The organism is Micromonospora sp. CP22 (genome assembly GCF_009712475.1).
GTDB lineage: Bacteria > Actinomycetota > Actinomycetes > Mycobacteriales > Micromonosporaceae > Micromonospora.
In genome coordinates, this window is record NZ_VCJO01000017.1 from 62,103 (window position 1) to 83,111 (window position 21,009).

Genomic DNA, 21,009 nt, shown 5'->3' on the forward strand with positions numbered 1-21,009 from the left:
TTGCTGCCCGCCGTCACACCGGTCGCCGATCGACGAGGCGAACGGCTGGTCGCGACGGCGGCGGGCGAAGGAGGAACGATGACCCGCCCGGGCCTGCCCAAGCTGATCGCCACCGACCTCGACGGGACGCTCGTCCGCAGCGACGACACCGTGTCCGCGTTCACGCACGAGGTCCTCGACCGGGTCCGCGCCGCCGGTATCCCGGTGGTCGGCGCCACCGGTCGCGGTCCCCGACTGACCGAACTGACCCGCAACGACATCCGCGCCGCCGACTTCCTCGTGCTGGCCGGTGGCGGCCGGGTGGTCGACCAGAGCGACCCGGAGGGGCCGGTGGTGCTGCGGGACGACCGCCTCTCCAGCGAGGTGCTGGCCGCCCTGTTGGCCGAGCTGGAGGCTGCGGTCGGCCCGCTGACGGTCATGGTCGAGGCGTCGGACGAACACGAGGCCCCGCTCTGGGGCGACTACCATCCCGCCTGGCCCTATCAGGACGCGTTCGAGGTGCGTAGCCGCGCCGAGTGCCTCGCCGGTGACGTGATCAAGGCGTTCGCGCGTACCGCCGACCACCACGTGGACGAGCTGCTGGCCGCCGCCCGGGAGATCGTCCCGCCGCATCTCGCCACCCTCACCCAGGCGGGCCTGGGCTTCATCGAGATCTGCCCGCCCGGGGTGGACAAGGCGTCCGGCCTCAGCGTGATCGCGCAGAACCTCGGGGTGGATCCGGCCGACGTGCTGGTCTTCGGTGACATGCCCAACGACCTGCCGATGTTCGAGTGGGCCGGCTGGGGACGGGTGGCCGTGGCCAACGCCCATCCGACCCTGCGGTTGGCAGCCGACGAGATCACCCTGCGCAACGACGACGACGGGGTGGCCGTTTATCTCGACCGGCTACTGTCCCGGTGATGGATTCCACGCCACACCTGGTTGCCAGCGACATCGACGGGACGCTGCTGCGCGACGACCGCACCCTCAGCGCCCGCACCGCCGACGTGCTGGCCCGGATCTCCGCCCGGGGCACGCCGGTCGTCCTGGTCACCGGTCGGCCGATCCGCTGGCTCCGGCTGGTGTACGAGCAGCTGGCCGCGCCGCTGCCGGCGGTCTGCGCCAACGGCGCGGTGGTCTACGACCCGCACAACGACGAGGTGTTGCGGGCCGACCCGCTGGCCCCGGAGCTGCTCGCCGAGGTGGTCCGACGCCTGCGGGCCGAGATATCCGGGGTGAGTCTGGCCGTGGAGATCGTGGACAGCCGGCAGATGCGCCACGAGGCGCACTATCCGCTGCGTTGGGACGCCGACGCCGAGGCGATCCGGGCGGTGGAGACCGCCGAGGAGTTGCTGTCGGTGCCTGCGGTGAAGCTGCTGGCCCGAGCCGGCGAGCAGCAGGACCCCGACCAGTTCACCCGGCTGGTCACCGCGGCCCTCGCCGGAATCGCCGAGGCCACCCACTCCTCACGCTCGGGGTTGGTGGAGATCTCGGCGGCCGGCGTGACGAAGGCCGCAGGTCTGGCCTGGTACTGCCACCGAATCGGGGTCGCCGCACCGGACGTGCTCGCCTTCGGTGACATGCCCAACGACCTGCCGATGCTCACCTGGGCGGGGCGAGCCGTAGCGGTCGCCAACGCGCATCCGGAGGTGCTGGCGATCGCCGACGAGGTCGCCCCGGCGAACTCGTCCGACGGTGTGGCCACGTACCTGGAGAAGGTTTTCGGGGTGGACTAAGCCCGGCCATCCGGCTGCGGCGCGGGCCGCAGCCGGATGCCGATGTCAGAGGTACTGGCCGGTGCTGTGTCCCTCGCCGCCGCCCGACTGCCCCATGCCGGGCATTCCCGGCAGCATCGCCCCTGCCGGTCCGCTGGGCAACGCCTGCCGCCCGGAGCGCATCTGCTCCAGCTGCACCCGCGCCGCCATCTGCTGCGCGACCAGGGCTGCCTGGATGCCGTGGAACAGCCCTTCGAGCCAGCCGACCAGCTGGGCGTGGGCGATCCGCAGCTCCCCCTCGCTCGGTGCGTGGTCCTCGGAGAACGGCAGCGAGATCCGCTCCAGTTCCTCCCGCAGCTCGGGGGCGAGACCCTCCTTCAGCTCGCCGATCGACCGTTCGTGGATCTCCCGCATCCGATGCCGGCTCGCGTCGTCGAGGGGAGCGGCCTTGACCTCCTCAAGCAGCTGTTTGATCATGCTGCCGATCCGCATCACCTTGGCCGGCTGTTCCACCAGGCGCGAAGGGTCCTCGCCCGGTCCGTCGTCGGTCTGCACGGTCCCGACCGGCCGGCCGTCAGGTCCCACCACCACCACGGTCCCGGAGGGGCCGGCACCGTCCCGGCCAGGCTCGTCGTTCTGTCCAGCGGAGCGCGCTTCGGTCATGCCCTCCATCTTTACCCAACCGGGCCGGTCAGCACCCGTCGGCCCGTCGGTGCCCGCAGCCGGGGCGACGCACATCCTGCCGGGGCCCACGAACCGCGCTACCGTCGGTCGATGTCCTCCGATCCCCGGGCGGTGTTGACCCGCCCCGCGCCCGAACCGGACGTGACGGTCGCCTACGGCGGTCACCCGGACCAGATCGCCGACCTGCGCCGACCGGCCGGCTCCGGTCCACCCCGGCCGCTGGTGGTCGTGATACACGGTGGTTTCTGGCGCGCGGAGTACGACCGCCGGCACACCGGGCCGCTGGCGAGCGCACTGGCCACCCTCGGATACCCGGTCGCCCAGCTGGAGTACCGGCGGACCGGGCAGCCCGGTGGCGGCTGGCCCGGGACCCTGACCGATGTGCTGGCGGGGGTCTCCGCGCTACCCGAGTTGGCCGCGACCGCACTGCCGGGGCGGGTCACCTCGGCACCGCCGGTGCTGGTCGGCCATTCGGCCGGCGGCCACCTGGCGCTGTACGCGGCGGCCCATGCGCCCGGTGCCGTCGCCGGGGTGCTGGCCCTCGCGCCCGTCGCCGACCTGGTCGAGGCGTACCGGCTGGATCTGGACGCCGGCGCCGTGGCCGCACTGCTCGGCGGCGGGCCGGCCGACGCACCGGAGCGGTACGCGACCACGGATCCGCGGTCGCTGGTCCCCCTACAACCACGGACGGTAGTGGTGCACGGAGCACTGGACCAGCAGGTGCCGATCGACATATCTCGAAATTATGTTACCGCCGCCCGTGCGGCGGGTGCCGATATCCACCTGATTGAGCTGCCGGATTGCGAGCACTTTGGGCTCATCGCTCCCGGCTCGTCGGCATGGCCCAAGGTTACCGACGCGTTGCGTTCTCTGCACGAAGATCACTAGCCATTGACGCAGCGTCGCCAACCAGGTAGAACGCCGGAGGGGCGGATGCGCCCGGCTACACATTCGAAGGGAACCCGGTGTCGCAGATGAACCGCAGGCGCGCACTCCAGTTGCTGGCCGCGCTCGGTACGGGCGGACTCGCCGCTGGGTGTGCCTCCGACGCCGAGCCGAAGGATACCGGCGCAGAACGCCCGGTCAAGATCGGGCTCATCGCGCCTCAGTCCGGTGCGGGCAAGGCCATCGGCGACGAACTCAGCAACGGCTTCGAGCTGTACCTGGACCTCAACGACAGGCGCCTGGGCGGCCACCCGGTCGAGCTGGTCACGGCCGACGAAGGTGACAACGTCAAGTCCGGCCAGGCCGCCGTGGAGGGGCTACTCAAGCAGGGTGTGCTCGCCCTCACCGGGGTCGCCAGCTCCTCGGTCATGTTCGGCATCAGGGACATCGTCGAGCAGGCCCGGGTTCCGTTGATCGGCTCGAATGCCTCACCGACGAACCTGCAGAGCGTCGTCTACATCTGGCGTACGTCGTACGTGCTCGACGAGGCGGGCCGGGCACTCGGCCGCTACCTGAAGGACGAACTCGGCTCCTCCGACCGGGTCGCGACCATCCTGCCGGAGGGGGTCGTCGGCGTCGAGGACGTGCTGCGTGGCTTCCGCGAGGAGTTCGGCGAGGCCGACCCGCGCATCGCCGCCCCGGTGGTCTGGACCTCCGGCAGCAGCAACCCCAGCCGGACCGCCTACGTGTCGGACATCAACCGCGCCCTGGCCAACAACCCGTCGGTGGTCTTCTGCTTCTACTCCGGCGCGGCGGCGGTCGAGTTCATCATGCAGCTGCGTGACGCGGGGTTCCGGGGCCGGATCTACGCTCCCGGCTTCCTCACCGAGGGGTCGGTGCTGGAGGACATCCGGCCGGCGAGCGACGCCATCGGCATCCGTACCGCGCTGAACTACTCCGCCGACCTGAACAACGCGGCGAACCGCCGGTTCGCCTCGGCGTACCGCAAGAAGCACAACGCTTCCCCGACCACGTACGCGATGGCCTCGTACGACGCGGCCAAGGTGCTCGACCAGGCGATCCGTCTCGCCGGTGCGACACCCACCGCACAGCAGGTCAACCTCGCGCTGGGTCGGATCGGGCAGATCGACAGCCCGCGCGGCGCCTGGCAGTTCAACCAGCCCCGGACGCCCCAGCAGAAGTGGTACCTGCGCGAGGTGCAGCGCGACGGCCAGGTGGTGTCGAACGTGCTGGTCAACGAGTTGGCCACGCTCGGCTGAGTCGAGGTACGCGACGAGGTCGCCCCGGCCGGGGCGACCTCGTGACGGGACCTCAGTACCGCAACTCGGCGACGCAGCACTTCACGCTGCCGCCGCCCTTCTTCAGTTCGGCCAACTCCACCGGCACCGGGGTGTAGCCGGCCGCCTTCAGTCGACCGGCGAGCCGGCTGGCCTCGCTGTTGAGCACCACGTTGGCGCCGTCGCTGACCAGGTTGAGCCCGAAGGCGAGGGCGTCCTCGTCGTCGGCCAGCACGGCGTCCGGGAAGAGTTGCGCGAGCACCCGCTGACTGGCGGCGGAGAAGGCACCGGGGTAGTAGACGATGTTCCCGTCGTCGATCGAGGCGAGCGCCACGTCCAGGTGGTAGAAGCGCGGGTCGACCAGCCGCAGCGAGATCACCGGCCGACCGAGCGTCTCCTGCGCCTCGGCGTGCGCCGGCAACTCCGTCCGGAAGCCGTGCCCGGCCAGGATCAGCCCGCCGTGCGCCTCCGGCAGGTACGCGAAATCGCCCTCGCCCTCGTTGGTCTCGTTCGGCGCGATGAACCGCCAGCCCTGCGACTCGTGGAAGGTCCGGTGAGTGGCCGCCTCGGCGGACCGCTGCTCGTGCTTGAACCGCGCCCCGTAGACCGTGCCGTCAACCATGAACGCGCCGTTGGCGGCGTAGACCATGTCGGGCAGGCCGGGCTCGGGCACCAGCAGATGCACCTCATGGCCGAGGCCGACCAGCGTCTCGCGCAGCCGGTCCCACTGCTTGACCGCCAGTTCCGCGTCGACCGGGGCGGTCACGTCCATCCACGGGTTGATCGCGTACTCGACCGCGAAGTGCTCGGGAGAGCACATGAGATATGTCCGCTTTCGCGGCACTCGCTGCTGGTTCACGATGACCAAGGGTAGGTACCCTACAACTTTGGTAACAGCCGCAAACATTGCTTCCCAGAGGCGGAACGTTGCAGATCGACACCGTAGACCAGCGAATCATTGCGTTGCTTGTTGCTGACGCCCGTGCCTCGTACGCGGACATCGGCACCCGGGTGTCGCTCTCCGCTCCGGCGGTGAAGCGCCGGGTCGATCGACTGCGGGCCGCCGGGGTGATCAGGGGATTCACCGCCATCGTGGATCCCGCCTCGGTCGGCTGGACCACCGAGGCCTTCGTGGAGCTGTTCTGTGCCGGCCGGACCACGCCGGCCCAGATCGGGGCCGCCGTGCGTCGCCATCCCGAGGTGGTCGGCGCGTACACCGTCTCCGGCGAAGCCGACGCGTTGGTGCATCTGCGCGCCGCCGACATCGCGCACCTGGAAGAGGCGCTGGAGCGGCTGCGGGCCGAGACGTTCGTGACCTCCAGCCGCAGCACCATCGTGCTCTCCCGGCTCGTCGAGTCCCCGGGCGTCGGCCCCTCCACCAGCTGACCCCCAACCGCTCGCGCCCGAGTGGAACCGGACGGAGCGTCGCCGCGTCGAACCGCCCATGAAACGGGGCACCAAGCTCGCCACGACCGGCGGTTCGCTGCTCGTGCTCACCCTGCTTGCCGGCAGCATGGCCGTGTCGCAGTCGTCGCCGAACGAGCCCGGAACCCCCACCGCACCGACCGCGCCGATGGTGCCGGTCGGCCTGGTCTCCTTCGACTCCTGCGCCGACGCCCTCGCGGAGCTGCGGGCGGCGGCCACCGCGTCGGTCGGCCCGTACGGCTTCGCCGGTGACGCGGTGCTGTTCGGCGACCGGACCGCCGCGATCGGCGGCGCGGAGTCCAAGGCCCGCACCTTCGCCGAAGCACCGGGAGACGCCGCCGTCCGGGACGCCGGAGCGGGTCACTCGACGACCAACAACCACGAGGCCGGCGCGGACGAACCCGACCTGGTCAAGACCGACGGGCGACGGATCGTCACGGTCACCGGCGGCGTGCTGCGGGTGGTCGACCCGGTTACCCGCCGGGTCACCGGGCGGCTCGACCTGACCGACGACCGGGAGGAGCTGCGCTGGCAGGAGCATCGGCTGCTGCTGCTCGGCGACCGTGCGCTGGTCCTGCGCGAGGATCCGCCGCGCCCAGCCGACTCGCTGCGCTCGATCCGGCGTGCCGGTGCGACCCGGCTACTGCTGATCGACCTGTCCGCCCGTCCCCAGCTGCTCGGCACGTACCGGGTCGGGGGCAGCACGGTCGACGCCCGGCTGACCGGCCGCACCGCCCGGGTGGCGGTCCGTACCTCCGCGCAGCTGCGGTTCCCGCCGATGGCCGAGGGCACCGACCGGGTCCGGACGGAACGCAACCGGGCGGTCATCGCCCGCGCCGGTGTCGAGGCATGGCTGCCGGAGTACGAGTGGACCGCCGGAGCGGAGCGGCACACCGGCCGGGTCGGTTGCGACCGGCTGAACCGGCCGGACCGGATGACCGGCTCGTCCACCCTCACCGTGCTCAGCTTCGACCTCACCGCCGACCGGCTCGGCGACGGTGACCCGGTCGCCGTGGCGGCCGACGCCGACACCGTCTACGGCACGGCGACCAGCCTCTACCTGGCGGGTCGCCGACCGGCTCCGATCACCGGCGCACCCCGCTGGCAGCCGCCCTCCACCGAACAGGTCACCGACGTCTACCAGTTCGACACCGCCGAGCCGGGCCGTCCCCGTTTCCTCGCCGCCGGATCGGTGCCCGGTTGGCTGATCAACCAGTACGCGCTCTCGGAGTGGGCGGGACACCTGCGGGTGGCCACCACCACCGGCGAGTTCGTCGGTGACGGCACCGCTTCCGAGTCGGCGGTTCGGGTGCTCCGGCGTGACGGCGGAGCACTGGTGCCGACCGGCGAGGTCGGCGGCCTCGGGCGGGGTGAACGCATCTACTCGGTGCGCTATCTCGGGCCGGTCGCGTACGTCGTCACCTTCCGGCAGACCGATCCGCTGTACGCGCTCGACCTCACCGACCCGACCGCTCCCACGGTCACCGGCGAGCTGAAGATCACCGGCTACTCCGCGTACCTGCATCCGTTGCCCGAACAACGCCTGCTCGGGGTCGGTCAGGAGGCCGACCGTCAGGGACGTACCAAGGGCTTGCAGGTCTCCCTCTTCGACGTCCGCGATCCCGGCCGACCGAACCGCCTGGACCAGTGGCACCTGCCCGGTGGGTGGTCCCAGGCGGAGTACGACCCGCACGCCTTCCTGTACCGCCCGGACACCGGTCTGGTGGCGCTGCCGGTCAACGACGGTGTCCGACTGTTGCGCGTCGGGAACGACACGATCAGCGAGATCGGCGAGGTGACCCATCCCGCCGCGAGCGTCCGGGACGGAGTGCGGTGGGCCCCACCGGTACGGCGGTCACTGGTGGTCGACGACGTGCTCTGGACGGTCTCCGAGGCGGGTCTGCGCGCCACCGACCCGGCCTCGGCACGCAACCTCGCCTGGATCGCCGCCACCTGAACCTTCCTCCCTCAAGGGTGGGGCCCGGTTTCTCGGGGTTTCCGGGCCCCACCCGCCTCAGCCTCGGGCGACCACCGCCAGCGGTACGCGCGAGGTCGAGCGGGCGACCTCAGAGGTACATGCCGGTGCGGTGCTCGCCACGTCCCGGCTTGTCTCCCTCGCCGAAGAACCGCTTGCCGCCGAACTCGCCGTGCAGGCGGTCGTCCAGTTCGTCGGCCAGCCCGGTCATCACCTGCACGGCCAACATGAGGTGGGTCGGCTGGAAGTTGCGGCCGAAGACCGGGATCGACGCCCAGACCGTGTCGTCGGCGCAGTAGAGCCGACCGATCGGCATCCGGTTGGTCAGCTCGGAGAGCTTGACGTAGAGCCGCTCGGTCGGCTCGACCTCCGTCAGCACCGGCGAGAACACGTCGACCAGTGGCGGATTGTCCCGCACCCGGACGAACACCATCGCCGAACCAGCCCGGATGTTGATGTCACCGTCGGAGTCGACCTGTAGCCGATCCGAGTCGGACCTGAGCATGGTCGACACGACCGTACGGACCCGCTCGGCCAGATCCAGCACCTCGGCGTCCGCGCCGTCCTCGTCGGCCACGGCCAGCGCCTTCTCCAACTCGGAGCCGATCTCACGAGCCAGGTTGGCCGCGCTGCGGGCGGTCCCCAGCGCCCCTCCGGGGATCGGTTCACCCTCGCCGTCCTCGATCGAGTAGACGAGGAAAGCCGGATGCGGGGCACCGTAGATGTCGCGCAGGGTGCGGGCGAGCAGCGCGGCCAGCCGAGGAGCTTGGTCCGCTGCGGAATCCAACCCGAACTGGTCCCCCGAACCGTCCACCACACCCGGCGGTGACCAGCCCAGCGCGACCATGTCGGCGACCGCCGCACGGTCCAGCCGGTATCCCGGCGGCAGGTTGGCGTTGCCCACCGCCCGCGCGGCGAACCGGCCGTCGGCGCTCACCTCGACGTAGACGGAGTAGACGGCCTCGTCGGTGCCGGAGGCGGTCGGGTCGAGGGTCAACGCCACCTGCGCGCCCGGTGGCAGCGCGGACAGCCGCTCCGCCAACGCCCGAGCGAACTCCCGCCACGCCTGGGTCACCTTCGCCCGCAGGTCGGCCGTGCTCGGCTCGTCGAGCAGGATCGACTCCGGGTGCACCGACGTAGCGGGCGGTGCCGAGGGGTGGTCAGCCGTCATGATCGCCTCCGTCCGTTCCGGCCACCCTACCCAGCCGACCGCCGGTACGGATCAGGGCGACCGTGATCGGACAACAGCCGCCGACCGTCAGTCGCGGACGGGTCCGTCCGGGTCGCTTCTCGGGTGCGGGTCACCGCCCAACTCCACCGGCCAGGTACCGGCCAACTCGGAGAGCCGGGCGGCTGTCGCGGCCGGATCCGCTCCCCGCCCGACGGCCAGACCGAGCAGGTACGCGGTGACCGGCGCACCGGGCCGCAGCACCTGGTGGGCCACGTCCCGGGCCAGATCCAGCACCGCCGGCACCGGTACCTGACCCGGGTCGAGACCGAGTTCCGCGCAGGCGGCCGTGACCCAGTCGTCCAGCACCGTCATCGCATCCACCCCTCCGCCCGGCGTAGGTCACGCTCAGTGTCGCAGTCGAACCAGGGCTCCGGGCCGTCACCGTGCCAGCTGACCGCACGCACGCTCAGGTCCGCGAGCAGTTCCCGCAGCGGCGCACCGGTCACGTCGCCGCCCCGCCGAACGGTGAGGCGATCGAGAGCAGTACGCAGCGCGGCCGGTCGCCACACCCCGCACAGCGTCTGCCGCCGTCCCGCCCCGTCCACGTAACAGGCGCCGTCGACAGCCGCCCCGCTAGCCGACGTCGCGCCGTCGTGGCGCTCGACGCCGGTGCGGTGCAGTTGGTCCAGCAGGTCGCCGACGGCCGAGCGGGTCAGCAGCGGCAGGTCGGCGGCGAGTAGCGCGACAGCGGGCACGTCGGTGTCGAGCAGGGCCAGCCCGGCGGCGACGGCCGCCACCGGTCCGCCGCCCGGCGGCACCTCCCGGGTCAGCCGTACTCCGGCGACCGCCGGTCCGGGGCCGACCACGATTCGGGGCGAGGCGTCCGCCACCGCGGCCAGCACCCGCTCCCGCATCGGCACCCCACCGACCGGCATCGCGGGCTTGTCGCGTCCGCCCATCCGACGCCCGGCACCCCCCGCGAGCACCACCGCCGCGTACGCCGTCATTGCGCCACGTTAACCGCCCGCGCCGCGCGGGAGTGTTCCGTGCCGCCCCCGGTAGGCAGGTCCTGCGCCGAGCGGGAAGGGTGAGCGGGGGACTCGGGTGGCGGGGGGTGCCCGCGACTGCGGTCGGCCGGGGCAGGATGGACGGCGTGGGACGGGCTTCCGATCGGCGTGGTGTGGTGCGGGTGGACCTGGATGCGGCGGAGGCGAGCCGACGTCGGGTTCGGCGGCCGGACACGATCGCCGCCGAGGAGCCGTTGGAGTTGCGGGTCGGCCCGGCCGGGCCGGGGCGGCGTCGACCGCTGACCGTGACCATGCGTACTCCCGGAGCCGACCTCGACCTCGCTGTCGGCTTCCTGTTCACCGAAGGACTGATCCGCTCGGCGGACGATGTGGCCACCGCGCAGTTGTGCGCCGGGGCGGAGACCCCGAACACCTACAACGTGGTCGACGTGACCCTCGTGCCCGGCGTGCCGGACCCGGTCTCCGACACGACCCGGCACTTCCACACCACCAGCGCCTGCGGGGTGTGCGGCAAGGCGAGCATCGACGCGGTGCGTACCCAGTCACTCTTCGACGTCGGCGACGACCCGCTCAGCGTGCCTGCGGAGCTGTTGGCCGAGTTGCCGCAGCGGCTGCGGGCCGGACAGCGGGGTTTCGACCGGACCGGCGGGCTGCACGCCGCCGGCCTGTTCTCCGCGGACGGCGACCTGGTGGTGCTGCGCGAGGACGTGGGCCGACACAACGCGGTCGACAAGGTGGTGGGCTGGGCGGTACGCGAACGTCGGCTGCCGCTGAGCGGCCACATGCTGCTCGTGTCGGGCCGGGTCAGCTTCGAGTTGACCCAGAAGGCGTGGATGGCCGGGGTGCCGTTGCTCGCTGCGGTCTCGGCCCCGAGCACCCTCGCGGTCGACGTGGCCGCCGAGGCGGGACTGACCCTGGTCGGGTTCCTGCGGGGGCGGACGATGAACGTCTACACCGGCGAGCACCGGGTCACCAGTTGACGGCGGTCGGCCCGACCGTCAACGGGCCAGCAGCTCGAACAGCTCCAACCGGGCCGCCGCGTCGCGGGCGATCAGGAAACCGGCGATGCCCAGAACCCAGCCGAGCATGCTGCCCGAGGAACGGACGATCCACGCGTTGAGCCGGGCGAGCACCGGCTCCACCGCCCTCGGCCACGCCACCCGCGCGCCGAGCAGCAGCATCGCCGGCAACACCATGACCAGGCAGTATCCGGCGAGCAGCGCCACGCTGGTGGGCACCGCCAGACCGGAGGTGGTGAGCAGGCCCAGGGCACCGAGGTACGGCAGCATCGTCGCCACCTCGGCCAGCGCGGCGAACAACGCCAGCCCCACCAGCCAACGCGACGACGAGTCACCGGCGGTCACCCGGTCCCGCCAGCGCAACACCCGCCCGGTGCCGGTGCCGCGCTTGCCGTCGTACCGGAAGCTGAGCACGAACAACCCCACCCCGAGCACCAACTGGCCCCAGAGCACCGGCCGGTTGTCCAACGCCCCGCCCAGGAACTCGGCCAGGGCGCTGCCGCCGAAGTACAGCAGCAACCCGACCGCGAAGTAGAAGCCGGCGATGGTGCCGAGGTAGGTCATCACCCGCCGGACGTTCACTGGCCCGGGAGTGAGCAGCAGCCACACCGGGATGAACAGGGTGCCGATGCTGGTGCTGTCCACCAGCGCCAACCCGGCCAGGGAGAGCAGCAGAGCAAGACTCATGTCACACCAAGATCAAACGAGGACATGCAGTGATTATCCGCCATCGCCGCACCCGGCCACCTGCGCGGATTGATCATCGGGGGCGTCGACGTGCGCGTCGTCTCGCCCGACGCCGTGCTCTCGGTAGCCCCGTAGCCGGCCAGCCGTCCAGGCGAGACGGAGGCACTCCCCGGCGGAGCAGGTCGTCCAGCAACAGCGCCAGCGAGTAGGTCGGATGGTCGGCCAGCACCCGTTCCAGGGCCACCGCCGCGAGCGCGCCCTGCCCGTCCCGCCAAGCGGCGAACGCGAGCAGCGAACCGGGGGCGGCGATCAACTCCGGCGCGGACCGACGCAACATCTCGGCCCAGAACACGACGTCCTCGTCGCGGCCGTCGGTGCGCTCCCAGGCGTGGTCGCGTACCGGCAGGTGGGTGAGGAGCAGACAGAGCCAGGCGATCTCGTCGTCGGTCAGCCGTGCGCCGTCGCGGTGGCGACGCCGCGCGGTCCGCAACGCCGCCGCGCCGGCCGTACGCACGGCCCGAGCGCCGAGCAGGTCGGCGGCGGGTGCGGCGACCAGCAGCTCGGTGAGACGTCGCTGCGCCCGTTCGACCGCCTGCCGCATCGCCTCCCCACCGACCGGGGCCACCTGCGCGGCGAGTGCCGCACGATCGGGTAGCGCGACCTGGCCGGCGAAGACCGCCGCCGCGGGCACCGTGCTGGCCAGCGGGTCGTACGGAGTGCCCTCGGGCGGGCAGCAGCTCGGCTCGTCGCAGATGTAGGACCACCACCGCCCGTCGGTGACCCGCAACGCGTCGAGAACGGCCAGCCCCGCCTCGGTCAGCGCGGCCCGGACCGCGTCCACCGCCGGGGTGACCCGGTCGGCCGGGCCGTACCCGACCACGGTGGCGGAGTCGGCGCCCTGGCGGGCGGTCACCGCCGCGATGTGTTGACCGGGCTCGTAGGGATCGGCGTCGCCAGGCAGATCACCGCGCGCCGCGAAGATGATCCGCTTACCGGACAGCGCCACCACCACGATGCTGTCGGCGGGATGGAACCCGAGCAGGTACGGCACGGCGGCGATGAGATCGGCGGGAGAGCGTACGGACAGTGGGGGCAGGTCGGTCGAGTTCATGCAGGCAGACTGCGATCCGGCGGCCGGCTGCGCCGCCCCTGTGGACGACACTCGGGTTATCCACAGTCACCGAGCGTGTTTACGCTGCTCACGCCGAAACGGCGACGGCCAGGAACCCCACCGCACGTCCGGTTGGCGATACGTTGCGGGAATGGACCTGGCGTACCTGCGGGCGCATCCCGAGCAGTTGCCCACCTTCCTGACCCATCAGCGCATCCGGGAGACGCCGGTGTCCGGCGGCGACATCTGCGCCGCCTCCCGGCTGACCCTGGACGACGGTCACTCGGTGTTCGCGAAGACCTGGCCGGAGGACGCGGGGCGGCCGGTGCCGGAGGGGTTCTTCGCCGCCGAGGCGGCCGGGTTGCGCTGGCTGCGCGAGGCCGGCGCGGTCGCCGTCCCGGCGGTGCTGGTCGCGTTGCCGGAGTTGCTGGCGTTGGAGTGGGTCGAGCCGGGCGAGCCGAGCCCGGAGGCAGCCGAGCGGTTCGGGCGGGAGTTGGCCGAGTCACACCGGGCGGGCGCGCCGATGTTCGGTGCCGAGTGGCCAGGGTTCATCGGTGCGCTACCGGCGGACAACACGCCTGACGACGGCCCGTGGGCGCAGTGGTTCACCCGGACCAGGCTGCTGCCCTACCTGCGCCGCTCGGTCGACGGTGGCGCCCTCACCAGCGCCGACGCCGCCCTGGTCGAGCAGGTCATGGCCCGCATCGACGAGTTCGGCGGTGACGAGCCACCGGCGCGCATCCACGGTGACCTCTGGCCGGGCAACCTGCTCTGGGGCGCCGAGGACCGGGTTTGGCTGGTCGACCCGGCCGCGCACGGTGGCCACCGGGAGACCGACCTGGCCCAGTTGGCGCTCTTCGGCGGCCCGCCGCACCACGATCGGATCCTGGCGGCCTATCAGGAGAGCTGGCCACTGGCCGACGGGTGGCGGGCCCGGGTGCCGCTGCACCAACTGCACCTGCTGCTCGTGCATACCGCGCTCTTCGGTGCCGCGTACCGTGATTCGGTAATCAGGACCGCCCGGGACGCCCTGAGCGGGGCTGGTCGCGCTACCGTCGACCGGTGAGCCTTCACCCGCCGACCGGCCTCGTCGACCGGTACGGTCGTGTCGCCCGGAGCCTACGGGTGTCCCTGACCGACAAGTGCAATCTGCGCTGCACCTACTGCATGCCGGCTGAGGGTCTGCCCTGGCTGGCCGGGCCGCAGGTGCTCACCGACGACGAGTTGGTCCGGCTGATCCGGATCGCGGTGTGCCAGCTCGGCGTCGACGAGGTGCGGTTCACCGGCGGTGAACCCCTCATCCGCCCAGGTCTGGTCGGCATCGTCGCCGCCGTCTCGGCACTCGACCCGCGCCCCCGGATCTCGTTGACCACGAACGGCATCGGTCTGGACCGGGTCGCTCCCACCCTCCGCGCCGCCGGTCTCGACCGGGTGAACGTCTCACTCGACACCCTGGACCGGGAACGCTTCCTCCGGCTCACCCGCCGGGACCGGTTGGCCGACGTGCTGACCGGGCTGGCCGGTGCGGCCACCGCCGGGCTCACCCCGGTCAAGATCAACACTGTGTTGATGCGGGGCGTCAACGACGACGAGGCACCGGCGTTGCTCCGCTTCGCCCTCGATCACGGCTACCAGCTGCGGTTCATCGAACAGATGCCGCTGGACGCCCAGCACGGCTGGGATCGCGCCGCCATGGTGACCGCCGACGAGATCCTGACGGCGCTGCGGTCCGCGTACGATCTCAGCCCGGATCCGGCCGAGCGCGGTGCCGCTCCTGCGGAGACCTGGCTGGTCGACGGTGGCCCGGCCCGGGTCGGCGTGATCGGCACGGTGACCCGGCCCTTCTGCGGCGACTGCGACCGGACCCGCCTCACCGCCGACGGGCAGATCCGCAACTGCCTGTTCGCCACCGAGGAGTCCGACCTACGCGGCGCGTTGCGGGCCGGAGCCGACGACGAGGAACTCGCCCGCCGCTGGCGGGCGGCGATGTCGAGCAAGCGGGCCGGGCACGGCATCGACGATCCGTCCTTCCTGCAACCGGCCCGGCCGATGTCGGCCATCGGAGGCTGATCATGGCGACCGTCACGGTCCGGTACTTCGCCGGGGCGCGCGCTGCGGCAGGCCGCGCCGAGGAGTCCACCATTGCCGGCCGGTCATTGGACGAGGTGGTGGCTGAGCTGGCCGAACGGCACGGTGAGCGGCTGGTTTCGGTCTTGGCGGTGTCGAGTTTTCTGATCGACGGCGTGACCTGTCATGATCGGCGGAAGCCGCTGCCGGCCGGGGCGACGATCGACGTCCTGCCCCCCTTCGCCGGCGGCTGAGGGGGATTCCACACGTGTTCGCGGTACTCGGCTTCGTGACCACCCTTGCCGTGATCACCGGGTTGATCCATCTCTACCTGTGGAAGCGGCTGGTCAAGGACACCACCACCGCCGGGCGCTGGCGGCGGATCGGCACCGTCACCGCCGTGGTGCTGGCCCTGCTCGTACCGGCGACCATGATCGGCACGCGCGCCGGGATGTACTGGCTGGCCTGGCCGGGCTACCTATGGCTCGCGCTGATGTTCTACCTACTGGTGCTGCTCGTCGTGCTGGAGGTCCCGATGCTGGTGGCGCGGCTGGTGCTGCGCCGCCGGGCGGGCCTGTCCGCACCGCAGCCGGTCCTCGTCGGCCCGGACGGGGCCGAGTCGTCGGACGGCCGGTCGACCACCGAGCCGCCTCCGCCGACCGGCGACGCCCCGGTGGCTCCCCCGGCGGTCGGTGCCGTCGGCGGTGACCACGATCCCAGCCGTCGCCTGCTGCTCGCCCGCAGCGCCGCGATCTTCGCCGGGCTCACCGCCACCGGTCTGGTCGGCTACGGCGTACGCACCGCGATGGGGCCACCACGGCTGGACCGGGTGCAGATCCCGCTGGCCAAGCTGCCCCGCAGCATGGACGGACTGCGCATCGCCACCGTGTCGGACATCCACATCGGGCCGCTGAGCGGTCGGGCGCACACCGAGCGGATCGTGGCCGCGATCAACCGGCTGGACGCCGACATCGTCGCCGTGGTCGGGGACCTGGTCGACGGCACGGTCGCCGAGTTGGGCAACGCCGCGGCGCCCCTGCGCGACCTGCGGTCGCGGCACGGCAGCTACTTCGTCACCGGCAACCACGAGTACTACTCCGGCGTGGAGGAGTGGGTGACCGAGGTGGACCGGCTCGGGCTGCGGGTGCTCCAGAACCGACGGCTGGAGATCGCCACCCGGGGCGGGGCGATCGACCTGGCGGGGGTCAACGACGTCTCCGCTGCCGGCAGCGGCGTCTCCGCGCCGCCGGACTACGACGCCGCGCTGGGCGACCGCGATCCGTCCCGGCCGGTGGTGCTGCTGGCCCACCAGCCGGTGGCCGCGTTGGAGGCCGCGCGGTACGGGGTCGACCTGCAACTCTCCGGCCACACCCACGGCGGCCAGATCGTCCCCTTCAACCTGCTGGTCAGGCTCGAACAGCCGGTCGTCTCCGGGCTCGGTGAGGTGGACGGGACGAAGGTCTACGTGACCAACGGCGCCGGCTTCTGGGGCCCGCCGGTACGCGTCGGCGCGGAGCCTCAGATCACCCTCGTCGAGCTTCGCTCGGCATAGCGCAGCTCACCTACGTGCGTGGCGCCGAGCGGGAGCGCGGCCGGTCGTGGCAGGATGCGGCGTGCCTCCGTTCAGCGCCGTACCCCCCGGTGGCCCCCCGCCCTTCGTCGCGGACCTGCACATCCACTCGAAGTACTCGCGGGCCTGTAGCCGTGACCTGACCCTGCCGAACCTCGGTTGGTGGGCGCGACGCAAGGGCATCGCGGTGCTCGGTACCGGCGACTTCACCCACCCCGCCTGGTACGACCACCTGCGGGAGACGTTGCACCCGGCCGAGCCGGGCCTGTACCGGCTGTCACCGGAGGCGGAACGGGACATCGCCCGGCGGCTGCCACCCCGGCTGGCCAGCACGGCGGAGAGCGACCCGGTCCGGTTCATGCTCAGCGTGGAGATCTCCACGATCTACAAGCGGGACGACCGGACGCGCAAGGTCCACCACCTCATCTACCTGCCGGACCTGGACGCCGTGGGCAGGTTCAACGCCGCCCTCGGCCGGATCGGCAACCTCGGCTCGGACGGCCGTCCCATCCTCGGCCTCGACTCGCGGGACCTGCTGGAGATCACGCTGGAGGCGAGCGAGGACGGGTACCTCGTCCCGGCGCACATCTGGACCCCGTGGTTCTCGGCCCTCGGCTCGAAGTCCGGCTTCGACGCGATCGCCGACTGCTACGCCGACCTGGCGGAGCACATCTTCGCGGTGGAGACCGGGCTCTCCTCCGACCCGGAGATGAACTGGCGGGTGGGCAGCCTGGACCGCTATCGGCTGGTGTCCAACTCCGACGCGCACTCGCCACCGGCGCTCGCCCGGGAGGCCACGGTCTTCACCTCACCCCGGGACTACTTCGGCATCCGGGAGGCGCTGCGGACCGGTGACGGCCTCGCCGGGACGATCGAGTTCTTCCCGGAGGAGGGCAAGTACCACGCCGACGGGCACCGCCTGTGCGGGGTGAACTGGGCACCGGAGCGCACCAGGGAAGCCGGGGGACGCTGCCCGGAGTGCGGCAAGCCGCTGACGGTGGGCGTACTGAGCCGGGTCGAGGACCTGGCCGACCGACCCGAGGGGTATCGCCCGCAGCACGCTCCCGAGGTGACCCACCTGATCCAGCTCGCCGAGATCCTCGGTGAGATCAACAAGGTCGGTCCGCGCTCCAAGCGGGTCGAGGGGAAGCTCACCGAGCTGGTCGCCGCGCTCGGCCCCGAATTGGAGATCCTCACTCGCGTACCGCTGGACGAGATCGGTCGGATCGGCGGCGAGGTGCTCGCCGAGGGTATCGGTCGGCTCCGCCGGGGCGAGGTTCGTCGGGTGCCCGGCTACGACGGCGAGTACGGCGTGATCACCCTGTTCGACCCGACCGAGCTGAGCGGCACTACGGCGTCCACCGGCCAGGAGACGCTGTTCGACGTACCGGTGCCCGCGCAGCGGCGTGCTCCGCAGGCCGCACCGAAGACGGAAGCCGGTGCGCGGCGGACGGCGGCGAAGCCCGAGCCGAAGCGCCGGGCGGCGGCGACCCCGGCACCGCCCATCGCGCCGGCCCCCTCCCCGCACGAGCCGTTCGAACCGATGCTCGCCGGCATGGAGGAGGTCGGCACCGGTCTGCTCGACCGGCTCGACGCGATGCAACGGGTGGCCGCCTCGGCCCCCGGAGGCCCGCTGCTGATCGTCGCCGGGCCGGGCACCGGCAAGACGCGGACGTTGACCCACCGCATCGCGTACCTCTGCGCCGAGCTGAACGTCTTCCCCGAGCAGTGCCTGGCCATCACGTTCACCCGGCGGGCTGCGGAGGAGCTGCGGCATCGCCTCGACGGCCTGCTCGGCCCGGTCGCCGAGGACGTCACCGTCGGCACCTTCCACTCGCTCGGGCTGACCATCCTGCGGGAGAACGCCGAGGCCGCCGGTCTGCCCGAGGATTTCCGCATCGCCGACGACGCGGAGCGGGCGACCGCGCGGACCGATGCCGGGGACGATCCGGCCCGCTACGCCGCGCTGCTGCGCAAGCAGGGACTGGTGGATCTGGACGATCTGCTCACCCTGCCGGTGGCGCTGCTGCGGGAGGACCGCAAGCTGGTCGACCGGTACCGGCAGCGGTGGCGGTGGATCTTCGTGGACGAGTACCAGGACGTCGACGCGGTGCAGTACGAGCTGTTGCGGCTGCTCAGTCCGGCCGACGGCAACCTGTGCGCGATCGGCGACCCGGACCAGGCGATCTACTCGTTCCGGGGGGCCGACGTCGGGTACTTCCTGCGCTTCTCGCAGGACTTCACCGACGCCCGGCTGGTCCGGCTCAACCGCAACTACCGGTCCTCGGCACCGATCCTGGCCGCCGCGGTGCAGGCGATCGCCCCGTCGTCGCTGGTGCGGGGTCGCCGGTTGGATCCGGCCCGGCTCGACCCGGAGGCACCGCTGGTCGGTCGGTACGCGGCGGCGTCCGTCGCCGACGAGGCCGACTTCGTGGTACGCACCGTGGACGAACTGGTGGGCGGCCTGTCCCACCGGTCGCTGGACTCCGGCCGCATCGACGGCCGGTCGACCACGCTGTCCTTCTCGGACATCGCGGTGCTGTACCGCACCGACTCGCAGGCCGCGCCGATCGTGGACGCTCTGGCCCGAGCCAACATCCCGGTGCAGAAGCGCTCGCACGACCGGCTGCGGGACCGGCCCGGGGTGACCGCCATCGCTCGCGAGCTGCGGCACGCCACCGGTGTCGACGGTGCGCTGCCCGCACGGGTACGCCTCGCCGGACAGGTGCTCGCCGACCGGTTCGCCACCCCGACTCTGGACGGCTCCGGCGGCGTACGCCCGGAGGATGTCCGTACCGCCGTCGACCTGTTGACGCCACTGGCCCGTCGATGCGGTGACGACCTGGAGATGTTCCTGTCGCAGCTGGCCACCGGCGCTGAGGTGGACGCGCTCGACCCGCGCGCCGAGGCGGTCACCCTGTTGACCCTGCACGCCGCGAAGGGGCTGGAGTTCCCGGTGGTCTTCCTGGTCGGCGCCGAGGACGGTCTGCTGCCGTTGCGCTGGCCCGGCACCACGCCCGACGAGGCCGCGATCGCCGAGGAGCGACGGCTCTTCTTCGTCGGCTTGACCCGGGCCCAGGACCGGCTCTACGTCAGCCATGCCGCCCGCCGGTTCCGGCACGGCGCGGAGCGGGACTGCCGCCCCTCGCCGTTCCTCGACGTGGTGGACCCGGGCCTGTTCGAGCGCCTCGGCGACAGCGAGGGCCCTCGGCGACCCAAGGACCGGCAGCTACGCCTCATCTGAGGATCGGCGGTCCGCCCGGGCACCGGTTCGTCGGTAAGGACGGTGAGTGCCCCCGACGCCCGCTACCCTTCCGGCAGGCGCGGGGTCGCTTGGCTACCGTACGCACTGGCGGTGTGCGGCGGACAAACCCACCGGCTTCCACCCCCGAAGGCTCAGGAGGGCGTGCATGGGGAACTACGGACCACCGGGTCCAGGCCCGCAGCCGTGGCACGAGCCGGAACCCGGTGAGCACCCGTGGCGCGAGCCGCAACCCGAGCAGTGGTACGGCCACGGTCAGCCGCCCGGCCCCTCCCACGACCCGGGCCGCGCCTACCAGCCGGGTCAGCCCTACGGTGACCAGTCCTACGGCGACCAGTCCTACGGTGGCGCTCCCGGGCGGACCTACGGGTCGGGTCCGGAGTACCCGCCCGCCCAGCACCACGGGTACGGCCAGGACTACGGCTACGGGGATGGCCAGCGGTACGGGTCCGGCCAGTCGTACGACCCGGGCGGCGAGCGGTACGACGCGACCACGGCGGCACCGGACGGGTGGACGCAGTCCGCCGACCGACCTGATGTGGCCACCGGCTACGCCGGCACACCCGCGCCCCCGCCGCAGCGTCGGCGCGGCTGGATGCTCGTCGCCCTGGCCGCCGTGCTGGTGCTGGCGTTGGGCGGCGCGACCACGTACTACCTGGTCGGGCAGGACGACGAGACAACCACTCCGGTGGCTGCTCCGACCGAGGAGGTGGCATCCACGCCGGATGCGGGGGACGAGGAGGATCTCCCCGACGAGCCGGCTCCCGCCTCCTCCGCAGACGCCCGCTTCGTGCAGGCCGGGCAGTGCGTACGCAACGAGGCAGCCGCCGGTGACCAGCCCAGGTTGGCGCTGAGCGACTGCGTGCCGAGGTCGTACGAGGTGCTGAAACGCTTCGACGGCAAGACCAGTGGCGAGCGGGACGCCGAGGAGAAGTGCGCTGCGGTGGACGGTTACACCAACTGGTACTTCTACGACAGCGAGCTGGATTCGCTCGACTTCGTGCTCTGTCTCAAGCGGCGCGACTGACGGCCGATTCCCAAAACTAGCGCTGTCTAGCGTGGAGGCTAGACAGCGCTAGTTTCTGGTCGAGGGCAACACGCCGATGCCGCCGTCTATCCATGTCTAGCCTCTC

General features: G+C 71.9%; 20 protein-coding genes. 13 read left to right on the top strand and 7 right to left on the bottom strand.

The genetic code is table 11. From position 1 onward, the window contains the following. Positions 1-78 precede the first annotated feature (78 nt). Both FF096_RS22025 and FF096_RS22030 read left to right on the top strand, forming a co-directional pair. Positions 79-900, top strand: a complete 822-nt coding sequence (locus tag FF096_RS22025) for an HAD family hydrolase (protein WP_155221448.1) — start codon at positions 79-81, stop codon at positions 898-900. After that, positions 900-1,715: an HAD family hydrolase gene (locus tag FF096_RS22030; protein WP_155221449.1), complete on the top strand. Its 816-nt coding sequence runs from the start codon at positions 900-902 to the stop codon at positions 1,713-1,715. The genes FF096_RS22025 and FF096_RS22030 overlap by 1 nt, the downstream gene beginning before the upstream one ends. Positions 1,716-1,760: 45 nt before the next feature. Here the strand turns inward: FF096_RS22030 and FF096_RS22035 are convergent, their stop codons facing one another. Further along, a complete protein-coding gene (locus tag FF096_RS22035) occupies positions 1,761-2,366 on the bottom strand; it encodes a bacterial proteasome activator family protein (protein ID WP_155221450.1) in 606 nt (201 codons plus the stop codon). Positions 2,367-2,468: 102 nt separating this feature from the next. Between FF096_RS22035 and FF096_RS22040 the strand changes: the two genes are divergently transcribed. Both FF096_RS22040 and FF096_RS22045 read left to right on the top strand, forming a co-directional pair. Next, positions 2,469-3,266: a S9 family peptidase gene (locus FF096_RS22040; RefSeq protein ID WP_155221451.1), complete on the top strand. Its 798-nt coding sequence runs from the start codon at positions 2,469-2,471 to the stop codon at positions 3,264-3,266. A 77-nt stretch (positions 3,267-3,343) separates the two neighbouring features. Further along, positions 3,344-4,543, top strand: coding sequence for an ABC transporter substrate-binding protein (locus FF096_RS22045; RefSeq protein WP_309223750.1), 1,200 nt, complete (start codon positions 3,344-3,346; stop codon positions 4,541-4,543). A gap of 52 nt (positions 4,544-4,595) precedes the next feature. Here the strand turns inward: FF096_RS22045 and ddaH are convergent, their stop codons facing one another. Then, positions 4,596-5,429 (bottom strand): dimethylargininase, encoded by an 834-nt coding sequence (gene ddaH / locus FF096_RS22050; protein ID WP_196222607.1) that lies wholly within the window; start codon positions 5,427-5,429, stop codon positions 4,596-4,598. 59 nt (positions 5,430-5,488) lie between these two features. Between ddaH and FF096_RS22055 the strand changes: the two genes are divergently transcribed. After that, on the top strand, positions 5,489-5,947 hold the full coding sequence (locus FF096_RS22055) for an Lrp/AsnC family transcriptional regulator (RefSeq protein WP_155221453.1): 459 nt from the start codon (positions 5,489-5,491) through the stop codon (positions 5,945-5,947). A gap of 58 nt (positions 5,948-6,005) precedes the next feature. After that, on the top strand, positions 6,006-7,943 hold the full coding sequence (locus FF096_RS22060) for a beta-propeller domain-containing protein (RefSeq protein ID WP_155221454.1): 1,938 nt from the start codon (positions 6,006-6,008) through the stop codon (positions 7,941-7,943). Positions 7,944-8,052: 109 nt separating this feature from the next. On the opposite strand, the gene FF096_RS22065 is transcribed toward FF096_RS22060, so the two are convergent. The 3 genes from FF096_RS22065 to FF096_RS22075 form a co-directional block, all read right to left on the bottom strand. Further along, positions 8,053-9,132 carry a hypothetical protein gene (locus FF096_RS22065; RefSeq protein WP_155221455.1) on the bottom strand — a complete coding sequence of 360 codons (1,080 nt, stop codon included), beginning with the start codon at positions 9,130-9,132 and terminating at the stop codon, positions 8,053-8,055. An 87-nt stretch (positions 9,133-9,219) separates the two neighbouring features. Continuing rightward, entirely contained in the window at positions 9,220-9,504 is a 285-nt protein-coding gene (locus tag FF096_RS22070) for a DUF6457 domain-containing protein (RefSeq protein WP_155221456.1), read from the bottom strand. Next, positions 9,501-10,139 carry a molybdenum cofactor guanylyltransferase gene (locus tag FF096_RS22075; RefSeq protein ID WP_155221457.1) on the bottom strand — a complete coding sequence of 213 codons (639 nt, stop codon included), beginning with the start codon at positions 10,137-10,139 and terminating at the stop codon, positions 9,501-9,503. The genes FF096_RS22070 and FF096_RS22075 overlap by 4 nt, the downstream gene beginning before the upstream one ends. 146 nt (positions 10,140-10,285) lie before the next feature. Between FF096_RS22075 and fdhD the strand changes: the two genes are divergently transcribed. Continuing rightward, positions 10,286-11,140, top strand: a complete 855-nt coding sequence (gene fdhD, locus FF096_RS22080; protein WP_309223751.1) for a formate dehydrogenase accessory sulfurtransferase FdhD — start codon at positions 10,286-10,288, stop codon at positions 11,138-11,140. 18 nt (positions 11,141-11,158) lie between these two features. Here fdhD and FF096_RS22085 read toward each other — a convergent pair whose 3' ends face one another. Then, on the bottom strand, positions 11,159-11,866 hold the full coding sequence (locus FF096_RS22085; RefSeq protein WP_155221458.1) for a GAP family protein: 708 nt from the start codon (positions 11,864-11,866) through the stop codon (positions 11,159-11,161). Positions 11,867-11,939: 73 nt separating this feature from the next. Further along, on the bottom strand, positions 11,940-12,977 hold the full coding sequence (locus tag FF096_RS22090; RefSeq protein WP_155221459.1) for a DUF4192 domain-containing protein: 1,038 nt from the start codon (positions 12,975-12,977) through the stop codon (positions 11,940-11,942). 151 nt (positions 12,978-13,128) lie between these two features. On the opposite strand from FF096_RS22090, the gene FF096_RS22095 reads away from it, so the two are divergent. From FF096_RS22095 to FF096_RS22120, 6 genes are all read left to right on the top strand, one after another. Then, a complete protein-coding gene (locus FF096_RS22095) occupies positions 13,129-14,043 on the top strand; it encodes a fructosamine kinase family protein (protein WP_155221460.1) in 915 nt (304 codons plus the stop codon). Continuing rightward, complete coding sequence (gene moaA / locus FF096_RS22100) at positions 14,040-15,047, top strand: GTP 3',8-cyclase MoaA (RefSeq protein ID WP_309223752.1); 1,008 nt, start codon at positions 14,040-14,042, stop codon at positions 15,045-15,047. Before FF096_RS22095 ends, moaA begins: the two co-directional genes overlap by 4 nt. Before the next feature lie 2 nt (positions 15,048-15,049). After that, positions 15,050-15,298: a MoaD/ThiS family protein gene (locus FF096_RS22105; protein WP_155221461.1), complete on the top strand. Its 249-nt coding sequence runs from the start codon at positions 15,050-15,052 to the stop codon at positions 15,296-15,298. A gap of 14 nt (positions 15,299-15,312) precedes the next feature. Then, positions 15,313-16,596 carry a metallophosphoesterase gene (locus FF096_RS22110; RefSeq protein ID WP_309223753.1) on the top strand — a complete coding sequence of 428 codons (1,284 nt, stop codon included), beginning with the start codon at positions 15,313-15,315 and terminating at the stop codon, positions 16,594-16,596. Positions 16,597-16,657: 61 nt separating this feature from the next. Next, positions 16,658-19,858, top strand: coding sequence for a UvrD-helicase domain-containing protein (locus FF096_RS22115; RefSeq protein ID WP_309223754.1), 3,201 nt, complete (start codon positions 16,658-16,660; stop codon positions 19,856-19,858). Positions 19,859-20,024: 166 nt separating this feature from the next. Further along, positions 20,025-20,903 (top strand): flagellar basal body protein FliL, encoded by an 879-nt coding sequence (locus FF096_RS22120; protein WP_155221463.1) that lies wholly within the window; start codon positions 20,025-20,027, stop codon positions 20,901-20,903. Positions 20,904-21,009 lie beyond the last annotated feature (106 nt).

Bases quoted from the DNA above. Each gene is read 5' to 3' on its own strand.
- FF096_RS22065 (WP_155221455.1), bottom strand. From the start codon at position 9,132: ATGACGGCTGACCACCCCTCGGCACCGCCCGCTACGTCGGTGCACCCG.
- FF096_RS22105 (WP_155221461.1), top strand. From the start codon at position 15,050: ATGGCGACCGTCACGGTCCGGTACTTCGCCGGGGCGCGCGCTGCGGCA.
- FF096_RS22090 (WP_155221459.1), bottom strand. From the start codon at position 12,977: ATGAACTCGACCGACCTGCCCCCACTGTCCGTACGCTCTCCCGCCGAT.
- FF096_RS22085 (WP_155221458.1), bottom strand. From the start codon at position 11,866: ATGAGTCTTGCTCTGCTGCTCTCCCTGGCCGGGTTGGCGCTGGTGGAC.
- FF096_RS22040 (WP_155221451.1), top strand. From the start codon at position 2,469: ATGTCCTCCGATCCCCGGGCGGTGTTGACCCGCCCCGCGCCCGAACCG.
- FF096_RS22095 (WP_155221460.1), top strand. From the start codon at position 13,129: ATGGACCTGGCGTACCTGCGGGCGCATCCCGAGCAGTTGCCCACCTTC.
- FF096_RS22025 (WP_155221448.1), top strand. From the start codon at position 79: ATGACCCGCCCGGGCCTGCCCAAGCTGATCGCCACCGACCTCGACGGG.
- FF096_RS22075 (WP_155221457.1), bottom strand. From the start codon at position 10,139: ATGACGGCGTACGCGGCGGTGGTGCTCGCGGGGGGTGCCGGGCGTCGG.
- FF096_RS22030 (WP_155221449.1), top strand. From the start codon at position 900: ATGGATTCCACGCCACACCTGGTTGCCAGCGACATCGACGGGACGCTG.
- FF096_RS22035 (WP_155221450.1), bottom strand. From the start codon at position 2,366: ATGGAGGGCATGACCGAAGCGCGCTCCGCTGGACAGAACGACGAGCCT.
- FF096_RS22060 (WP_155221454.1), top strand. From the start codon at position 6,006: ATGAAACGGGGCACCAAGCTCGCCACGACCGGCGGTTCGCTGCTCGTG.
- FF096_RS22120 (WP_155221463.1), top strand. From the start codon at position 20,025: ATGGGGAACTACGGACCACCGGGTCCAGGCCCGCAGCCGTGGCACGAG.
- FF096_RS22070 (WP_155221456.1), bottom strand. From the start codon at position 9,504: ATGACGGTGCTGGACGACTGGGTCACGGCCGCCTGCGCGGAACTCGGT.